Below are 16,909 nucleotides of genomic sequence, written 5' to 3' on the forward strand. Positions count from 1 at the left end.
CCTTGAAGATCTCCCGCGTGGTTTTTGCCCTCGTGCTGCTTGCCGCGGCCGCAGCTGCCTATTGGCGCTTCAGCCGGCCCGTGGAAGTTGCAACCGCCATGCCGACACGGGGCGATGCGGCGGAGATCGTCTACGCCACCGGCGTCGTCGAACCGCGCACTTGGGCCAAGGTGACGCCGCTCCTGCGGGAGCGGATCGTCGAGCTTTGCAATTGCGAGGGCGAATCTGTTGAGAAGGACGTCGTGCTGGCCCGCCTCGACAGCCGGCAGCCGGAAGCGACCCTCGCGGAGCTGAAAGCCCGGCAGAAGCTGATCTCGTCGGATTACACCCGTATCGCCGCTCTCGTGGAGAGGCGGGTTTCAACCGAGCAGGCCTTGGACCGGGCCCGCAGCGAGCTCAGTCAGGTCGAAGCTCTCATCGCAGGTCAGCAGACCCGGCTCGAATCCTACGTCCTGCGCGCGCCCATGGGCGGCGTCGTGCTGCGCCAGGACGGGGAGGTCGGCGAGGTGGCCGAGCCCGGCACGGTCCTGTTCTGGGTCGGCGAGCCGAAGCCCCTGCTGGTGGTGGCGGACGTGAATGAGGAAGACATCCCGCGCGTTGCGGTCGGCCAACGCGCCGTCCTGAAGGCGGACGCTTTTCCGGAGCAAATTCTGGAGGCGAAAGTGGATTCCATCACGCCGAAGGGCGATCCCGTTGCCAAGACCTATCGCGTGCGCCTCGCCCTGCCTGACGATACGCCGCTGCTCATCGGCATGACGGCAGAGGTGAACGTGATCGTACAGGTCTCCGCCAATGCGCTTCTCGTCCCCGCCAATGCGCTGCGGGGCAGCGCACTCTTCGTCGTGGAGAAGGGCGTTGCCCGCCGCCGCGAGGTGAAGGTGGGAATTCGCGGCGCGAGCAACGCGCAGATTCTGTCGGGTCTCGATGATGCTGCTCAAGTCGTCGTGCCGTTCCCGGAAGACATCATCGACGGTGCGAAGGTGAGAGACAGGAGAAGCTGACATGCGCCTGATCCTGGAATTGGCTCTGACCCATATCGCCGGCCGCGGCCGTCAGACCATCGTGGCGATCCTGGGCGTCGCGCTCGGTGTCGGGTTCTCCATCGCGATGGCGGCGCTGATGCAGGGCACGGAGAAGGATTTCATCGCGCAGCTCGTCGATACGATGCCTCACGTGCAGGTCTCCGACGAGCGCCGCACGCCGCGTCGCCAGCCGGCGGAGGATCTGTTTCCCGCAACGCAGTTCGAAGGCCTGAGACCGAAGGAGGACCGCCGCGGCATTCTCAACCCCGCCGCGGTTTTCGCATCTTTGCGCGACTGGGTGCCGGGCCGTATGGCGCAGAGCCTGCGCACGCAGGGCGTGGTGCGCTATGCGGGGCGCGATGTAGGCGTGTCGATCATCGGCATCGAGCCGGCCATCGAGGCGACGGTTTCCTCCGTCGCGGGCGATTTCGTGCAGGGCAGCTTCGATGCGCTGCAGGCGGGAGGCAACAATATCGTCGTCGGCGACCGGCTGGCCCAGCGTCTCGGCGCATCCATGGGCACGACAATCCAGCTCGTTTCGGCAACAGGCCAGTCGCGAGGCTTCAAGATCGTCGGGCAGTTCCACACCGGCAGCAACGCGCGCGACGAGGGCGAGACGTATGTGCTGTTGAAGAATGCGCAGATTCTCTCCGAGCGCCCCAACGCGATCAACGACATTCGCTTGCGCCTCGACGATCCCGAAGCAGCACCCCGCGTCGCGCGTCAGGTGGAGGCGGAGATCGGCTACAAGGCCGTGCCCTGGCAGGAGGCGAACGAGTCGCTGCTAGAAGCGCTCGTGGTGCGCAACATCGTTATGTACACAGTGGTGGGCGCGATCCTGCTGGTCGCGGGATTCGGCATCTTCAACATCATTTCCACCATCACCCACGAGAAGGCACGCGACATCGCGATCCTGAAATCGCTCGGCTTCACGCAAGGAAACATGCGCCACTTGTTTCTTCTCGAAGGATTGGCGCTCGGAATCGCCGGATCCGCCGTCGGTTGGCTGATCGGTTTTCTGTTGTGCCTCGCGCTCTCGCAGGTGGAGTTCAAGATCTCGGGCGGGGCGGTCGGGCGCGAGATCACGCGCCTGCCCCTCTTCTGGTCGCCCTGGCATTATGCGATCGCATCGGCCTTCGCTCTCCTGTCGGCGGGCGTGGCCGGATACTTGCCCGCGCGGCAGGCGGCGCGCCTCAACCCCGTCGACATCATCCGGGGGGCCACATGAGCACGCTGATCGAGGCCGATCACCTCACGCGCATCCTGCCCGCTATCGTACCGGTGACGCTGGTGCGCGACGTGTCGCTTACGATCGGGGATCGCGAATTCGTGGCGATCACCGGCCCCTCGGGCTCCGGTAAGTCGTCGCTGCTCTACCTGCTCGGCCTTCTCGACCGGCCGACCAGCGGGACCTTGAGGATCTCGGGTCAGGATACGTCGCAGCTGGACGACGATGCCTTGGCGCGCCTGCGGTTGGAGAGCCTGGGATTCGTGTTCCAGTTCCATTTCCTGCTGCCGGAATTTTCCGTGTTGAAGAACGTGGAGCTGCCGATGCGAAAGGCAGGCCGCCTGTCCGCTTCCGAGATGAGCGAGCGTGCTGCAGGTTTGCTGGAGGAGCTCGGTCTTGCGGGCCATCTCGACAAGCATCCCGATCAGCTCTCGGGTGGACAGCGTCAGCGCGTGGCGGTGGCCCGCGCGCTCGCCAACGATCCGCATGTGGTGCTGGCCGACGAGCCGACGGGAAGTCTCGACAGCAAAAGCTCAGAGCAGGTTTTCAAGATTTTGCAGGATCTGGTGAAGAAACACGGCAAGACAGTTCTTGCCGTCACGCACGACATGGACATCGCCGCGCGCGTGGACAGGCGCATTCATCTCGTCGACGGCAAGGTGGTGAGCGACGAGAGCGTCGCGCAAGTAAGCGTTTGAGGCGCCTTATCAGGCACGAACTATCGTGAGATAGCTCGGCACGCGGCCTTCGCGGATGGCTTTCGCTTCATAGCGCGTACCGGGCCAGCCCTCGTAGGGCGTGCGCCAATCGTCGGCGCGCTTCGCGGTCCAGCGGAAATGGTCGGAGCGCAGCACGCGGGAAAGCACCCAGCCGATGTAATCGTCGATGTCGCTGGCAAAGCGCAGTTCGCCGCCGGGCTTCAGCACGCGCGCCAGTTCGACGAGCATCTCGTCTGAGACGAGGCGGCGCTTGCGCTGGCGGCGCTTTGGCCACGGATCAGGATAGAGAATATAGACCCGGTCGAAGCACGCATCGGGCAGGGTCGGCAGGAGCTTGGTGACGTCGTCGTCCCACACACGGATGTTGTCGAGCTTCTCGTGGTCGATGGCGGCGAGCAGTTTCGCCATGCCGTTCACGAAGGGCTCGCAGCCGATGAAATTGATGTCGCGGTGGGTGCGGGCTTGGGTTGCGAGATGCTCGCCGCCGCCGAAGCCGATCTCGAGCCAGGTTTCACGCGCTTGTTGGTTCGGAAACTGGCTGGAAGGGGCGCTGCCCGGGACCGCGCGGATCGCGGGCAGCAGATTTTGAATCAGGTCGTCCTGACCGGAGCGAAGCTTCTTACCTTTCCGGCGCCCGAAGAAGGCGCCGGCTTTTTGGGATGCTTCGCTCATGAAAGGTTTCTCCTAAGTGGGCATGATCTTTTCGAAAAACCGGTGCCCACTTTTTCGGATCATGCCCTGATTAGAAAGCCGACTTGAGCTTGGGGGCGAGGTCGGTGCGCTCCCAGGAGAAGCCGCCGTCCGCGTCGGGCTTGCGGCCGAAATGGCCGTAAGCCGAGGTGCGCGCATAGATCGGCTTGTTGAGGCCGAGATGCGTGCGGATGCCGCGCGGAGTCAGGTCCATGGCGTCCATGAGGACGGCTTCGAGCTTGTCCTCGCTCACCTTGCCGGTCTCGTGCAGGTCCACGTAGATCGACAGGGGCTTCGCCACGCCGATGGCGTAGGAGAGCTGCAGAGTGCAGCGGTCGGCGAGACCTGCGGCCACCACGTTCTTGGCGAGATAGCGCGCGGCGTAGGCGGCCGAGCGGTCCACCTTCGTCGGGTCCTTGCCGGAGAACGCGCCGCCGCCGTGCGGGGCCGCGCCGCCGTAGGTGTCGACAATGATCTTACGGCCGGTGAGGCCGCAATCGCCGTCGGGGCCGCCGATCACGAACTTGCCGGTGGGGTTCACGTGCCAGATGGTCTGGGCCGAGATCCAGCCTTCCGGGAGGGTCTTGCGGATATAGGGCTCGACGATCTTGCGTACGTCGTCGGACGAGAGGTTCTCGTCGAGGTGCTGGGTCGACAGAACGATCTGCGTGGCAGCGACCGGCTTGCCGTTCTCGTAGCGCACCGTGACCTGGCTCTTGGCGTCGGGGCCGAGCTTGGCGGCGTCGCCCTGCTTCGCCTTGCGGGCGATATTCAGGTCCTCGAGGATCTTGTGGGCGTAGTAGATCGGCGCGGGCATCAGCTCGGGCGTCTCGTTGCAGGCGTAGCCGAACATGATGCCCTGGTCGCCAGCGCCTTCGTCCTTGTTGCCGGCGGCGTCCACGCCCTGGGCGATGTGCGCCGACTGGGCATGCAGGAACACGGAAACGTCGGCATTCTTCCAGTGGAAGCCTTCCTGCTCGTAGCCGATGTCCTTGATGGCGTCGCGGGCGAGCTCGATCACCTTGTCCTTGGTGATGGAAGCGGGGCCGCGCACCTCGCCGGCGATAACCACGCGGTTGGTGGTTGCCAGGGTTTCGCAGGCCACGCGAGCCTCGGGCTCTGCTGCCAGATACGCATCAACGACGGCATCGGAGATGCGGTCGCAAACCTTGTCGGGATGACCTTCGGACACCGACTCACTGGTGAAAAGATAGCTTGAGCGCCGCACGAGAGAATTCCTTTGAGGCAAATGAAAATGGGGGAGCCTATAGGGTTACAGGCTTTCCTTGCTCATGCCTCAGGCTCGCGGAAAGGTCAAGCGAACGCGTTCTTTATGACGAACGTTCTTCATCTTCCTGGGCGGCCAGGGAGGCGACGAGCTGTACGATGCTTTTGCGGACCTTCGCGCTCTTGATGCCGGTGAACGTGCGGATGAGCTGGAGGCCCTCGGGCGTCGACATGACGTCTGCGATATAGGGCGGCGATTCCTCTTCCGCGAAGCCGGATTCGGCCTTTCCGCTCTTGAGGCCGTCGAAGAAGAAGTGGATCTCGACCCCCAGAATCTTCGCGATGTCGACGAGCCGACCCACGCTGATCCGGTTCATGCCCTTTTCGTATTTTTGGACCTGCTGAAAGGTAAGGCCAAGCATCTCGCCAAGCTTCTCTTGGCTCATGCCAATCGAGATACGGCGTACACGCACGCGCGTTCCGACTTCCTTATCAATTGAGCTGGTCGATTTCTTCATAGCCCCGCGCTTTCTTGCTAAAGCTGACGTAACGTCACGGCCACTTTATATTATAAAGGATTGGCGCTTTGTTTTCGACGTACAATCAAGGCCATTAAGCAGATCACAAGCGTGGCCGTCAAAGAAAAGCTTCGTACTTGTGAGGATTTAGCGCCCGAAAGCGCAACCGGTAGAGTCGCATCAATGACCCCATCAACTCCAAGTGGAAGACTATCCACAATTCGGCCGTAAGGATCGACGACGCCTGAGATTCCCGTATTGGCGGCTCTCACCAGAGGCAGGCCTTCCTCTACGGCACGCAGTCGGGCCTGGGCGAAGTGCTGATAGGGGCCTGTTGTCTGCCCGAACCAGCCGTCGTTGGTAACGTTGAGGATCAAGCTTGGGCGCGGTCCTTCGGGCAGGACCTCGCCGGGAAAGATCGCCTCGTAGCAGATCGTGGCAGCCACCGGTGGAAGACCGGGAATGCTCAAGGGCTTGCGCCTGTCGCTCGGCTCGAAGCCGCCCGGGATATGCACGAACTGGCGCAGGCCCACGGCCCGGATCAGCTCATCCAGGAATTTCGGCACGTATTCGCCGAATGGCACGAGATGCACCTTGTCATAGGCACCGAGGATGGTGCCGCGGTCGTCGATGACCTGAATGGCGTTGAAGAACTTGCCGACTTCCTCGCCCGGCAGGGGAGCGTCCATGCGGGCTGCGCCCGTGATCAGCACGGAGCCGGGCTCCAGCAGGCCGCCGATCTGGGCGAGCGAGGCCGGATCGCGATGAAGCAGGAACGGGAAGGCGGATTCCGGCCAGATAATATGGGTACTATCCGTATGCGTCCTGCCGTCGCGGCCGGGGCTGGCGCTCAGGCTCAGATAGCGCCGCATGATCGCGTCGCGGTTGCGCGGATTGAACTTGGCATCCTGCGGGAGATTCGGCTGCATGATGCGAAGGCGCACGTTCTCGACCGTGGCGACAGGCTCAGGTGGGACGCGCCAGATGCCGAAAGCGGCCATGGCCACGAGCAGGCCTGCCGCGATGCCGGGCGTTGCCCAACGTGCGCGCGCGGTGCGGCCCGTGACGATCAGCGCAGGCGAAGCACAGATGGCGATGGCGAGGAAGCATAGGCCGTAAAGCCCGATGAGCGAGGCGCTCTGCATGAGCCAGATGTTCTGGCCGAGCGCCATGCCTGGGTTGTTCCAGGGGAAGCCGGTGAAGAGATGGCCCCGCAGCCACTCGCTGATCGTCAACCCAAAGGCGAGAGCAAGGATGCGTGAGGCATCAGGAAGCCAGAGCAGGCGCGCGAGCGCGAAGCCGAACGCGGTGAAGAAGGCGAGAAGCGCCGGAAGCCCCAGGACACCGAAGGGCAGGGCCCAGGCGAATTGGTCGGCCTCCACGAGAAAGGCCGCACCGAGCCACCAGAGCCCGGCCACGAAATAGCCGAAGCCCCAGAACCAGCCGATCATCGCCGCCGATTTGAGGGACGAGCGAAGGGGGATGCCGCTCTTCGCGGTCCCGTCGATGAGCCAGACAGCGAGAACGAGCGACAGGGCCAGTGCCGGCAGGAAACCGAAAGGCGGCATGGCGAGCGCCCCGAGCGCACCCGCCGCAAAGCTCAAAGTCCAGCGGCGCCATCCTCTGGCGAGGATGACGCGATCGGCAAGAGCGATCATTCCGCCGCAGCGCTTTCAGCGCGCGGGGCGGAGGTTTCCACTTCGACTTCGGTGGAGATGGTGCGCTGGAGGATGCGCAGGCGCTTCACCCGGCGCGGGTCGGCGTCGAGAACCTCGAATTCGAGGCCTTTCGGCCCTTCGATCACCTCGCTGCGCGAGGGCACGCGACCGGCGAGCGTCACGATGAAGCCGCCGATGGTGTCGATGTCCTCGGCACCTTCCTCGCCGGAGAGATCGACGCCTAGCGTCTCCGTCACCTCGTCGAGGCTCGCGCGGGCATCGGCGACATAGGTGCCGTCCGCGGCCTTCGTGACGGTGACCTCTTCGTCCTCGTCATGCTCGTCCTCGATGTCGCCCACCACCATTTCGACCAGGTCCTCGATGGAGACGAGGCCGTCCGTGCCGCCGTATTCGTCGATCACGAGAGCCATGTGGGTGCGGGTCGCCTGCATGCGCACCAGCAAATCGATGGCCGGCATGGAGCGCGGCACGAAGAGCACGGGGCGCAGGATGTTGGCGTCGGCGAGCATCATGGACAGGTCGATCTGGCCGAGGCTCGGCGGAGGCGTGTCATCGCTCGAGCCGCCTTCCGAGGCGCCGCTGTCGGCGCGCATGGCGATGAAATCGAGGAAGTCCCGGATGTGGACCATGCCCTTCGGGTCGTCGAGGGTCTCGCCATAGACCGGCAGGCGGGAATGGCCGGCTGTGCGGAAAAGGTTCAGGAGTTCGCCGAGATTGGTATCGGCGGCGACCGATACGATATCGGCGCGGGGCACCATCACGTCCTCCACCCGGATGCGGTGGAAGGAGAGCACGTTCTTGAGCATCGCCCGTTCCCGGGGCGAGAAGTCCGTGTCCTCGACGGAAGTTTCCTCGAGGGCGTCCTCGAGATCGTGGCGGATGGAATCGCGCGGCTTCAGGCCCAAGCGCGTGAGAACACGTTCATACCAATGTTCTCGTGGGATTTCTTCGTCCGAGGCAAGCCGGACAGGACGTTCGTTACGACTTCGATCTTCGTTCATATCAGTGTGAGCTTCAGCGCAAACGTTTCGCGTCTACGCTGCCATATCGCGATAGGGATCGGCGATGCCAAGGGTGGCCAGCGCCTTCACCTCGAGAGCTTCCATGATTTCCGCTTCCGCCTCGGTTTCGTGGTCGTAGCCGAGAAGGTGCAGAACGCCATGGACGATCAAATGGGCAAAATGATGCGCAAACTCCTTGGATTCCTCCTTGGATTCGCGCACCAGCGTTTCATACGCTAAAGCAATATCGCCCAAATAGCGAGGGCCTGTTGCGCCGGGCTGCTCGGGAGACGGGAAGGACAGCACATTGGTGGGCTTGTCCTTGTTCCGCCAGGTCCGGTTTAGCTCCTGCACCTGAGCATCGTCGGCGAGCATCACGCTCGCCTCGAATTCCCCAGCGGCCTCATAGGTGACGGCCAAGGCTGCCGAGGCGGCCTTCTGGGCAAGAGTCTCCACGTTGGGAAGCGTCTCCCAATCGCCCGCCTCGATCATGATGTCGAGCTCGATCACAGCCTTCTGTCCCGTTCGCGGTAGGAGGTTTCCTGTGGCGGGTTGTTGCGGAAGTCGGTGTCGTAGGCCGAGACGATGCGGCGCACGAGATCGTGGCGCACCACGTCCGCTTCCTTGAAGGTGACGCGGGAAATGCCCTCGACGCCGTTGAGGATACGCACCGCCTCCACGAGACCCGATTTCTGGCCCGGTGGCAGGTCGATCTGGGTCGGATCCCCTGTGATGATCATCCGCGAGCCTTCGCCGAGACGGGTCAGGAACATCTTCATCTGCATGGTGGTGGTGTTCTGCGCCTCGTCCAGCAGCACCAGGGCGTTGGTGAGCGTGCGCCCGCGCATGAAGGCCAAGGGCGCGATCTCGATCATGCCGGTCTGCAGGCCGCGATCCACGTGGCGCGCTTCCATGAAGTCGTAGAGCGCATCGTAGATCGGGCGAAGATAGGGATCGACCTTCTCGCGCATGTCGCCGGGCAGGAAGCCCAAGCGCTCGCCCGCTTCCACAGCCGGGCGCGAGATGATGAGGCGGTCCACCTGCCCCGCTTCGAGCAGCGAGACGGCATAGCCGACCGCAAGCCAGGTCTTGCCGGTGCCGGCGGGGCCTTCGGCAAAGACCAGCTCATTCGATTTGAGCGCCTTGATGTAGTCATTCTGCGCCGCGTTGCGGGCGCGCACGGGGCCACGCTTGCGGGTGGCGATCTGGTCGAAGGTGGTCAGGCCCGGAGCGGGCGCTTCTTCCGGAGAGAACAGCGAGCCCTGCAAGGTGGCTTCCTGAATGGTACCGTCCACATCCCCGGGACCGAGTGCCCCGCCCTGACGCGCGCGGTCGTAAAGTCCTTCCAGAACGCGCCGCGCCATCTCGGAGGCTTCGGGCGCGCCTTTCACGGTCACCCGGTTGCCGTTGGCAACGGCAGCCACGTTCAGGCGACGCTCCAGGTGAGCGAGGTTCTGGTCGTATTGCCCGAAAACAAGGCTGGCGAGGCGGTTGTCGTCGAAAGTGAGGATGATTTCAGCCTCTTCCTCGACGCCAGGATGCAAGGTGCTGGGGGATCTGCCCTTTTGCGCTCGTGCGGTCGCGTTGTCCGCTGGCCTCAAATGCCTCTCCTTTGTGTTCGCTGCGGGTGCAGCGAAGGAAACTCTCCAGAGCGGAGAAGGTTTAAGCCGCGGCTTGGGAGCCCGGCTCGACCACTTCCCCGAACAGGCTGTTCGAGCCAGCCCGGGTAATCCGTACCGTCACGATATCACCGATTCGATGACAGTCTGTCTCAATCTGCACAGGCTGCAGATAGGGCGACTTGCCTGCCATCTGACCCGGGTGACGACCCGGCTTCTCCAAGAGAACGTCCAGAGTCTGACCAACGGTTCCGTGATTGAAAGCCTGTCTTTGCGTTTCCAACAGATTTTGCAGGCGCGTCAGACGCTCGGATTTCACCGCCTCGGAAACCTGGGTCTCGATCTCGGCGGCGGGCGTGCCGGGGCGGGGGCTGTACTTGAACGAGAAGGAGCTGGCGAAGCCCACATCGGCCACAAGCCGCATGGTGTCCTCGAATTCCGCATCCGTCTCGCCGGGGAAGCCGACGATGAAGTCCGAGGACAACGCGAGACCCGGCTGAGCCTCACGGACACGCTCGATCAGGCGGCGGTATTCGTCGCCCGTGTGCTTGCGGTTCATGGCATCGAGAATGCGGTCGGAGCCCGACTGCACGGGCAGGTGCAGATAGGGCATTACGGCGGGCAGGTCGCGATGAGCGGCGATCAGCTCATCATCCATGTCGCGCGGATGGCTTGTCATGTAGCGAAGGCGCGCGATGCCGGGAATCTCGGCGAGGCGATGGAGCAGACGCCCCAGCGTCCAGACAGAGCCGCTCGCATCCTCGCCGTGATAGGCATTCACGTTCTGGCCGATCAGCGTGAGTTCGCGCACGCCCGCATCGGCAAGGCGCAGCGCCTCGTCGACGATCTTGGACACGGGGCGCGAGACTTCCGCGCCGCGGGTATAGGGCACCACGCAGAAGGTGCAGAACTTGTCGCAGCCTTCCTGGATGGTGAGGAACGAGGACACGCCCCGGTTCTGGATCATCGCCTTCGAGGGCTTCGGGAGATGGTCGAACTTGTCCTCGATGGGGAACTCGGTGTCGACCACCCGCTCGGCCTTCGCTCTTTTCAAAAGCCCCGGCAGGTTGTGATAGTTCTGCGGGCCCACCACCACGTCGACGGCGGGCGCACGGCGCAGGATTTCCTTGCCCTCGGCCTGGGCGACGCAGCCCGCGACCACGACCTTGATCTCCTGGCCTTGTGCCTCGCGCTCCTGCTTCATCTCGCGCACGCGGCCCAGTTCCGAATAGACCTTATCGGCGGCCTTCTCGCGGATATGGCAGGTGTTGAGGATGACGAGGTCCGCCTCCTCCATGGCCTTGGTCTCGGCATAGCCTTCCGTCGCCAACATGTCCGCCATGCGCTCGGCGTCATAGACGTTCATCTGGCAGCCATAGGATTTGACGAAGACTTTTTTCACGAGATCGGCCTGTCTGCTTGGTCGGAGAGATCAGGCCGCCCTTTTAAGCCTTTTGTGTCGCCAAGAGAATAGCGGCTGTTTGGCTCGTTTATCTCGTCATCCCGGGGCCGCATCGCGGAACCCGGGATCGCGTGCCGAGAAAGGCGCCCCATCCTGCAAACGATCCCGGCTCTTCGCTGCGCTTCGTCCGGGATGACGAGTTTTTAATCGCGAAACGCGCCCTCGACCGGCGCGGACAGCTCGCGGTCCGCCTGAAGGATCTCTTCGATCACTTGCGCAAAGGCCGGGCGCTCGGACAATCGGACGTACCAAGCAGCGAGAGCGGGAGTGGCCTTCAATGATGGGCCTCCGAGGCGGCGGACCCAGAACACGGCCATGAAGGCGGCGATGTCGGCTGCGGAGAACGCGCCGCACAGGAAGGATTTTCCCGAGAATTCCTCGTTCAGCTTCGCGAAATGGCCTGCGATGAGAGGCTCGGCCTCCTTCGCCTTCGCCTCGTTGGCGAGAAAGCGCGGATCGTCCGCCGCATGCGGCTCGGTCCGGTGCATCAGGGCGCGAAAGGCGGAGAGCATCACCTCGTCGGCGAAGAGGTCGAGGAGCCGGCAGCGGGCGCGCTCCTTCGGGTTCTGCGGGTAGAGGGCGGGCACGGGATAGGCGTCTTCCAGATATTCCAGGATCACAGTGGAATCGTAGAGCGTCAGGTCGCCATCGATGAGAACAGGTACCTGTCCCTTGGGATTGGCGGCGAGCACCGCAGGGTCCTTCGGATGATAGCCCCTGGTCTGGCTGAACGGCACCTGGACCCGCTCGAAGGGAAGCCCCTTCTCGTGAAGGGCGATTTCCACTTTGCGCGAAAAGAGGCTGAGCGGTCCGGAATAGAGCTTCATCGTCGATCCTTCGGAGGCGAGCCGATCAGAGGACCAGCTTGGCATCCGCATTCAAGCCTTCCACATCCGCTCGCGACAAGCCGATATCGGCGAGATCGCGATCATTGAATGTGTACAGGGCCCGGCTGGTCGAGCGCCTGTCGAGCCAGGCTTCGGCCTTCAGGAGATAATCCATGAAGGTGGTTTTCTTTTCCGGCTTGGCGGCGATGAACCCAAGATTTACTGTGGCGTATCCGGTTGCCATGGCTGGCCTCCATCGAGAGCGTTTATCTGATGGTAAAAGTGCTCCTGGGAGGTCTCTGAAGCAAACGGGAAGTTCTTGCGTTTTGCCCAAGCCTGACTTGGGCAAATCTGTGTGGTGAAACCATGGTCCGCCGTCGCCTACCGCCGCTCAACGCCCTTCGCGCCTTCGAGGCCGCCGCCCGCCACCTGAGCTTCGAGAAGGCGGGCGACGAGATCGCCGTCACCGCCAGCGCCGTCGGCCAGCAGGTGAAGACGCTGGAGGGCTGGCTCGGCCGCCCGCTCTTCATGCGCCTGCCGGCCAAGGGCGTAACTCTCACCCCACTCGGCCAGCGCTACGCCGCGACTGTCACGGACATCCTCAACCGGCTCGATGAGGCGACCGCGCAGGTCCTCAAGCCCGAGAACCCGCATGTGGTCACCGTCAGCGCCATGCCGAGCCTTGCCACGAACTGGCTCATCCCGAGACTCGGCGCGTTCCGGGAGCGCGAGCCCGAAATCGACGTGCGCGTCTCGGTGTCGATGAAGCTCACGGATTTCGCCCGGGACGATGTGGATGTCGCGATCCGTTTCGGACGCGGGAATTACCAGGGCTTGAGGACGGACCTTTTGATGGAGGAGCATTTTTTCGCCGTCTGCAGCACCGCCCTGCTGAACGATCCCGACAAGCCTTTGCGGGAGCCCGGCGATCTGCGCCGTCATACGCTCATCCACGAGATCGCCGAGGGCATTCAGGATTATACGAACTGGGATACATGGCTTGCTGCCATCGGAGTGACGGGTATGGACACATCACGCGGCCCGCGCTTCACCCATACTTATCTTTGCCTTCAGGCGGCGGCAGCCGGGCAGGGAGTCGCGCTCGCCACCAGCGCGCTCATCGGCGACCACCTGTCGGCGGGCCGTCTCGTGAGACCTTTCCCGCATCAGGTGAGAGGCAGCTATCAGTATTATATCGTCTGCCCCGAAGACACGGCTGACCGCCCTGCCATCGCGGCCTTCCGCACATGGCTCATGGATGAGGCTCGCGCGCAGACGGCATGAGGGCTTACGTCAAGCCGCTTTCAGCGCCTTGCGCACCGCGCTCTCGGCGGCGGCGGTGGCTTCCTTGCGATTGCCGTTGAAGGGGATCGGCTCGCCCCAGGTCACCACCACGTCGATGGGGTGGCCTTTGACGAACAAGGCGAGATGAGGTGCGAGGTCCATGTCGCCATACCAGGCGATGGTGGGCCGCTCGCGGCGCGTGATGGGAAGGCCGTTGCGGCGCGTATAGGCGATCGCGAGCGGCTGCAGGAAAACCTGTTCGACGCTGTCGTGCATGAGCGCCGCCTGCGCGCCGCCGACGAGCGAGGATCGGAAGGGCAGAAGCCGGTTGCCGTCGCTCGTGGTGCCCTCCGCAAAGAGTACGATCACCTCGCCTTTGACGAGACGATGAGCGAGCGCATCGTTCACTTCCGCCGTGGCCTTGCGGCGCTGGCGATCGATGAAGACGGAACGCTGCAATTTCGCGAGCAATCCCACCACCGGCCAGCCTTCGATTTCCGATTTCGCGATGAAGGAAAGCGGATGCACCGAGCCGATGACGGGAATGTCGAGCCAGGAGACATGATTGGCGACGACGAGTGTCGGCGCGTCGCCCGGCGGCGTGCCCTTCTCGATCACGCGCACATGGAAAAGTTTGAGCAGGATGCGATGAAACAGCACCGGAAGGTGATGCACGATGTCCCAATGAAAGCGGATCGCCAGCATCTGCACGGGCACGAGCACGATGCTGCACACGAGCAGCACGAGCAGCTTCAGGCCAACGACGAGTTTCGTCACGCCTCGTCCTTGTCGAGCGGCACCGCATAGAGTTCGAGCCGATGATAGACCACCTTGTAGCCGAGGCGCCTGGCGATCTCCGTCTGCAGCTGTTCGATCTCGTCCGAGTGAAATTCGATCACGTCGCCGGTCTCAAGATTGATGAGATGGTCGTGGTGCTCGCGCGCCGCCTGCTCGTAGCGCGAACGGCCGTCGCGAAAATCGAGCCGCTCCAGAATGCCTTCGGTCTCGAAGAGTTTGACCGTGCGATAGACGGTGGAGAGCGAGATGCGGTCATCCACCTCGACCGCGCGCCTGTGCAGCTCCACCACATCGGGATGATCGGCGGCATCGTCGAGGATCTGCGCGATGATCTTCCGCTGGCCCGTCATGCGCAGGCTCTTGTCGCGGCAGGCACGCTCGATGGCGCCTGGGCGGCGGGATTTCGCAGTGCTGCTGGTCCGTACTGACAAGGTGAAAGCCACTCCTTGAGTGCTTATACGAGACTTGGCCGGGAGCGGCTATAGCCCAAGCGTCATGGTGAGCGCTGTCACCCGGTTGCCATCCGCCTTCTGGTAATATCCCGCGCGCCGTCCGGTTTCCTTGAAGCCGAAGCGGCGATAGAGGGCGAGCGCAGGTTCGTTGCCCTCCTCGACTTCCAGATGAACCGTCCGGACCGCCCGGCGAGACAGTTCGTCGAGATGGCGCTCGAGAAGCGGAATCGACAGGCCCTTACCCCGCGCTTCCGGTGCAATGGCGACGGTGAGGATCTCCGCCTCGTCGAGGACGATGCGCGATAGCACGAAGCCCACGGGCTTTGTCGCATTCCCAAGAAAAACCCCGTCACCCACCACGCCGCGCTCGCCGAGCAGGCGCTCGAATTCCAGAGGGCTCCAGGCGCGCGCGAAGGACGCGCCATGGATCGCCGACAGGCGCGCGGCGGCATCCGTGCCCAGGGGATCGATGCGGGGGCCGCCCGGCTTCTTGAAGAGGTCGAAGAAGCTCATTGGCGGGCGATGCGCGCCCTGTCCTGCGGCTTGGCGTCGGGATCGCGGAGATAGAGGGGCTTGGGCAGGGCCTGATTCGGGTCGGCAAGCGCTCCGAGGCGCGCCACCCAGGCGATGTCGGGGGCCAGCGGCATGTCGGTGACATGCGCATCGATGCCTTGCGCGCGGGCTTCGGCGGCCAGCATGGCGGCGGCCGATCCGCTGATCAGGAGGGGGCCGGAGCCGAGCACGCGGATCGCATCGCGATAGCTCATGAGGCTCGGCTGAATGATGGTGCGTCCGCCCGGCGCGATGGCCTGGATGTAGATATGCCCATGCTTGGCATCGACGGCGGCAGTGAACAGCCCGCGCCGCTCCTTCACCATGAGCGGAGCGAGGAACGCGGAGAGGGTGGCCACGCCCACCACCGGGATTCCGGCGGCAAGGCCGATGCCCCTGGCGGCCGAGATACCGACGCGCAGGCCCGTATAGCTGCCCGGCCCCACGGTCACGGCGACCCGGTCGAGGGTCTCGAAGCCGCCTTCCACCTGGGAAGCCACGCGGTCGATGAGCGGCAGCAGCGCCTCCGCATGGCCGCGCTCCATGGCAAGGGATTCGCTGGCCAGCGGCAAGTCATCGCCCGCCTGCCAGATGCAGGCCGAGCAGGCGCCGAGAGCGGTATCGATGGCAAGGACGCGCAAATTCGTCTCCGTCAGGTCGTCGGTTTTCTTTAGCGCATTGCGCGAAAAAGTGGACCCCGGTTTTCGCAGGGCATCAGGAAGCGCTCCGTCAGCCGGTCAGCGCAGTGCTACCGAAGCCGAGAAGATCGGCGAAGAGGGCGGCGGTCACGCCGAAGGCGACGAGGATCAGGCCCACAATGAAGATCCTGACCGAGCGGTTGTAGCGGACGAGCTGAAGGGACTGGATCGACAGGAGGTCGGAGAGAGCCTTGATCTGAAGACCAATGCCGAGGGTGATAGCGAACACCGCGATGAGATCGGCATGCTCCCAGTCTCCCGGAAGCCCCGCCCACCGGCTCAAGAAACCCAGCGAGAAGCCGACGACGACGCCGATGGCGGTAAGCGAGCCGTTCCGGAAGGTCGAATCGATAGTGGTGCGCTCCGAGGCAGGCTCGGGCGCCCGGTCGATCTTGACGGTCTGCGATGTCTCGCTCACGGCTTGCCGTTCATCGTGGATCGGGAACCGATCTTAGCCCAGATCGCCGCAGAAAGCAGGGGCTGATCCTTACTCGATCCGGCTGAACTCCTCGAACGCGAAGCGCGGCTGACGGGGGTGGAGCTTTTCCGGCAGGCCGTAGCCCAGGTTGATGAGGAAGTTGGACTTGGTCTTGCCGTCCGGGAAAAAGGCCTTGTCCACGCCCTCGCGGTTAAAGCCGCCCATGGGGCCGCAATCGAGCCCAAGCGAGCGTGCGGCCATGATGAGATAAGCGCCCTGGAGGCAGGAACCCTGGAAGGCGGTGCGCTCGATCACATCGGGCTGGCCCGCAAACCAGCTGCGCGCGTCCTTGGAATGCGGGGCGAGGAATCCGAGCTTCTCATAGAATTCCGTGTCGTAGGCCACGATCACAGTGGCCGGCGCGCTCATGGTCTGGCGCACATTGCCTTCGTCGAGATGGGATTTGAGTTTTTCCTTGGCGGCCTCGGACACCACGAAGACGAAGCGGACCGGGGTGGTGTTGGCGCTGGTCGGGCCGAGCTTGGCGAGATCGGCGATCTGGCGCAGGGTCTCGTCCGGAATTTTCCGGTCTTCCCACCAGCGATGGGTGCGGGCGTTGCGAAAGAGCTGGTCGAGGGCAGCTTCGGAGAGAGGCGGCAAGGCAGGCTCCAAACAAAAAAGCGCGGCGTGAAGGCCGCGCTGTTCAATACTAGGG

20 protein-coding genes are annotated in these 16,909 nt (G+C 63.7%); 4 read left to right on the top strand and 16 right to left on the bottom strand.

Translation table 11 applies throughout. From position 1 onward, the window contains the following. The first annotated feature begins 2 nt into the window (after positions 1–2). Genes MHY87_RS07650 through MHY87_RS07660 form a run of 3 tightly spaced genes read left to right on the top strand, consistent with a single transcriptional unit; the run spans position 3 to position 2,948 of the window. Positions 3–1,001, top strand: coding sequence for an efflux RND transporter periplasmic adaptor subunit (locus tag MHY87_RS07650; RefSeq protein ID WP_239350812.1), 999 nt, complete (start codon positions 3–5; stop codon positions 999–1,001). Position 1,002: 1 nt separating this feature from the next. After that, positions 1,003–2,250, top strand: coding sequence for an ABC transporter permease (locus tag MHY87_RS07655; protein WP_239350813.1), 1,248 nt, complete (start codon positions 1,003–1,005; stop codon positions 2,248–2,250). After that, a complete protein-coding gene (locus MHY87_RS07660) occupies positions 2,247–2,948 on the top strand; it encodes an ABC transporter ATP-binding protein (RefSeq protein WP_239350814.1) in 702 nt (233 codons plus the stop codon). The genes MHY87_RS07655 and MHY87_RS07660 overlap by 4 nt, the downstream gene beginning before the upstream one ends. A gap of 9 nt (positions 2,949–2,957) precedes the next feature. Here the strand turns inward: MHY87_RS07660 and trmB are convergent, their stop codons facing one another. From trmB to MHY87_RS07710, 10 genes are all read right to left on the bottom strand, one after another. Further along, on the bottom strand, positions 2,958–3,641 hold the full coding sequence (gene trmB, locus MHY87_RS07665; protein ID WP_239350815.1) for a tRNA (guanosine(46)-N7)-methyltransferase TrmB: 684 nt from the start codon (positions 3,639–3,641) through the stop codon (positions 2,958–2,960). Between the two features lie 70 nt (positions 3,642–3,711). Beyond that, positions 3,712–4,887 carry a methionine adenosyltransferase gene (gene metK / locus MHY87_RS07670; RefSeq protein WP_239350816.1) on the bottom strand — a complete coding sequence of 392 codons (1,176 nt, stop codon included), beginning with the start codon at positions 4,885–4,887 and terminating at the stop codon, positions 3,712–3,714. A gap of 103 nt (positions 4,888–4,990) precedes the next feature. Beyond that, positions 4,991–5,404 (bottom strand): helix-turn-helix domain-containing protein, encoded by a 414-nt coding sequence (locus tag MHY87_RS07675; RefSeq protein ID WP_239350818.1) that lies wholly within the window; start codon positions 5,402–5,404, stop codon positions 4,991–4,993. A 50-nt stretch (positions 5,405–5,454) separates the two neighbouring features. Further along, entirely contained in the window at positions 5,455–7,062 is a 1,608-nt protein-coding gene (gene lnt / locus MHY87_RS07680) for an apolipoprotein N-acyltransferase (RefSeq protein WP_239350820.1), read from the bottom strand. Further along, positions 7,059–8,084 carry a hemolysin family protein gene (locus MHY87_RS07685; protein ID WP_239350822.1) on the bottom strand — a complete coding sequence of 342 codons (1,026 nt, stop codon included), beginning with the start codon at positions 8,082–8,084 and terminating at the stop codon, positions 7,059–7,061. The genes lnt and MHY87_RS07685 overlap by 4 nt, the downstream gene beginning before the upstream one ends. A 33-nt stretch (positions 8,085–8,117) precedes the next feature. Beyond that, a complete protein-coding gene (ybeY, locus tag MHY87_RS07690) occupies positions 8,118–8,576 on the bottom strand; it encodes an rRNA maturation RNase YbeY (protein ID WP_239351482.1) in 459 nt (152 codons plus the stop codon). 14 nt (positions 8,577–8,590) lie between these two features. Next, complete coding sequence (locus MHY87_RS07695) at positions 8,591–9,685, bottom strand: PhoH family protein (RefSeq protein WP_239350824.1); 1,095 nt, start codon at positions 9,683–9,685, stop codon at positions 8,591–8,593. Positions 9,686–9,746: 61 nt separating this feature from the next. Then, positions 9,747–11,105, bottom strand: a complete 1,359-nt coding sequence (miaB, locus tag MHY87_RS07700; RefSeq protein ID WP_239350826.1) for a tRNA (N6-isopentenyl adenosine(37)-C2)-methylthiotransferase MiaB — start codon at positions 11,103–11,105, stop codon at positions 9,747–9,749. A gap of 203 nt (positions 11,106–11,308) precedes the next feature. Continuing rightward, positions 11,309–11,992 (bottom strand): glutathione S-transferase family protein, encoded by a 684-nt coding sequence (locus MHY87_RS07705; RefSeq protein ID WP_239350828.1) that lies wholly within the window; start codon positions 11,990–11,992, stop codon positions 11,309–11,311. Positions 11,993–12,017: 25 nt separating this feature from the next. Further along, positions 12,018–12,236: a DUF1127 domain-containing protein gene (locus MHY87_RS07710; protein WP_239350829.1), complete on the bottom strand. Its 219-nt coding sequence runs from the start codon at positions 12,234–12,236 to the stop codon at positions 12,018–12,020. A gap of 122 nt (positions 12,237–12,358) precedes the next feature. Between MHY87_RS07710 and gcvA the strand changes: the two genes are divergently transcribed. Beyond that, complete coding sequence (gene gcvA / locus MHY87_RS07715; RefSeq protein ID WP_239350830.1) at positions 12,359–13,276, top strand: transcriptional regulator GcvA; 918 nt, start codon at positions 12,359–12,361, stop codon at positions 13,274–13,276. A 9-nt stretch (positions 13,277–13,285) separates the two neighbouring features. Here gcvA and MHY87_RS07720 read toward each other — a convergent pair whose 3' ends face one another. The 6 genes from MHY87_RS07720 to MHY87_RS07745 all read right to left on the bottom strand — a co-directional run bounded on the left by MHY87_RS07720 (position 13,286) and on the right by MHY87_RS07745 (position 16,854). Next, positions 13,286–14,053 carry a lysophospholipid acyltransferase family protein gene (locus MHY87_RS07720; protein ID WP_239350831.1) on the bottom strand — a complete coding sequence of 256 codons (768 nt, stop codon included), beginning with the start codon at positions 14,051–14,053 and terminating at the stop codon, positions 13,286–13,288. Further along, complete coding sequence (locus tag MHY87_RS07725; protein ID WP_239351483.1) at positions 14,050–14,424, bottom strand: transcriptional repressor; 375 nt, start codon at positions 14,422–14,424, stop codon at positions 14,050–14,052. The genes MHY87_RS07720 and MHY87_RS07725 overlap by 4 nt, the downstream gene beginning before the upstream one ends. 129 nt (positions 14,425–14,553) lie before the next feature. Next, positions 14,554–15,039, bottom strand: a complete 486-nt coding sequence (locus MHY87_RS07730) for a GNAT family N-acetyltransferase (RefSeq protein ID WP_239350832.1) — start codon at positions 15,037–15,039, stop codon at positions 14,554–14,556. Continuing rightward, positions 15,036–15,719 (bottom strand): tRNA (adenosine(37)-N6)-threonylcarbamoyltransferase complex dimerization subunit type 1 TsaB, encoded by a 684-nt coding sequence (gene tsaB / locus MHY87_RS07735; RefSeq protein WP_239350833.1) that lies wholly within the window; start codon positions 15,717–15,719, stop codon positions 15,036–15,038. The genes MHY87_RS07730 and tsaB overlap by 4 nt, the downstream gene beginning before the upstream one ends. An 88-nt stretch (positions 15,720–15,807) precedes the next feature. Continuing rightward, entirely contained in the window at positions 15,808–16,194 is a 387-nt protein-coding gene (locus tag MHY87_RS07740; RefSeq protein ID WP_239350834.1) for a hypothetical protein, read from the bottom strand. Positions 16,195–16,263: 69 nt separating this feature from the next. Then, positions 16,264–16,854 (bottom strand): malonic semialdehyde reductase, encoded by a 591-nt coding sequence (locus MHY87_RS07745; protein ID WP_239350835.1) that lies wholly within the window; start codon positions 16,852–16,854, stop codon positions 16,264–16,266. Positions 16,855–16,909: the final 55 nt, after the last annotated feature.

This window comes from Microvirga sp. ACRRW (assembly GCF_022346925.1).
GTDB lineage: Bacteria > Pseudomonadota > Alphaproteobacteria > Rhizobiales > Beijerinckiaceae > Microvirga.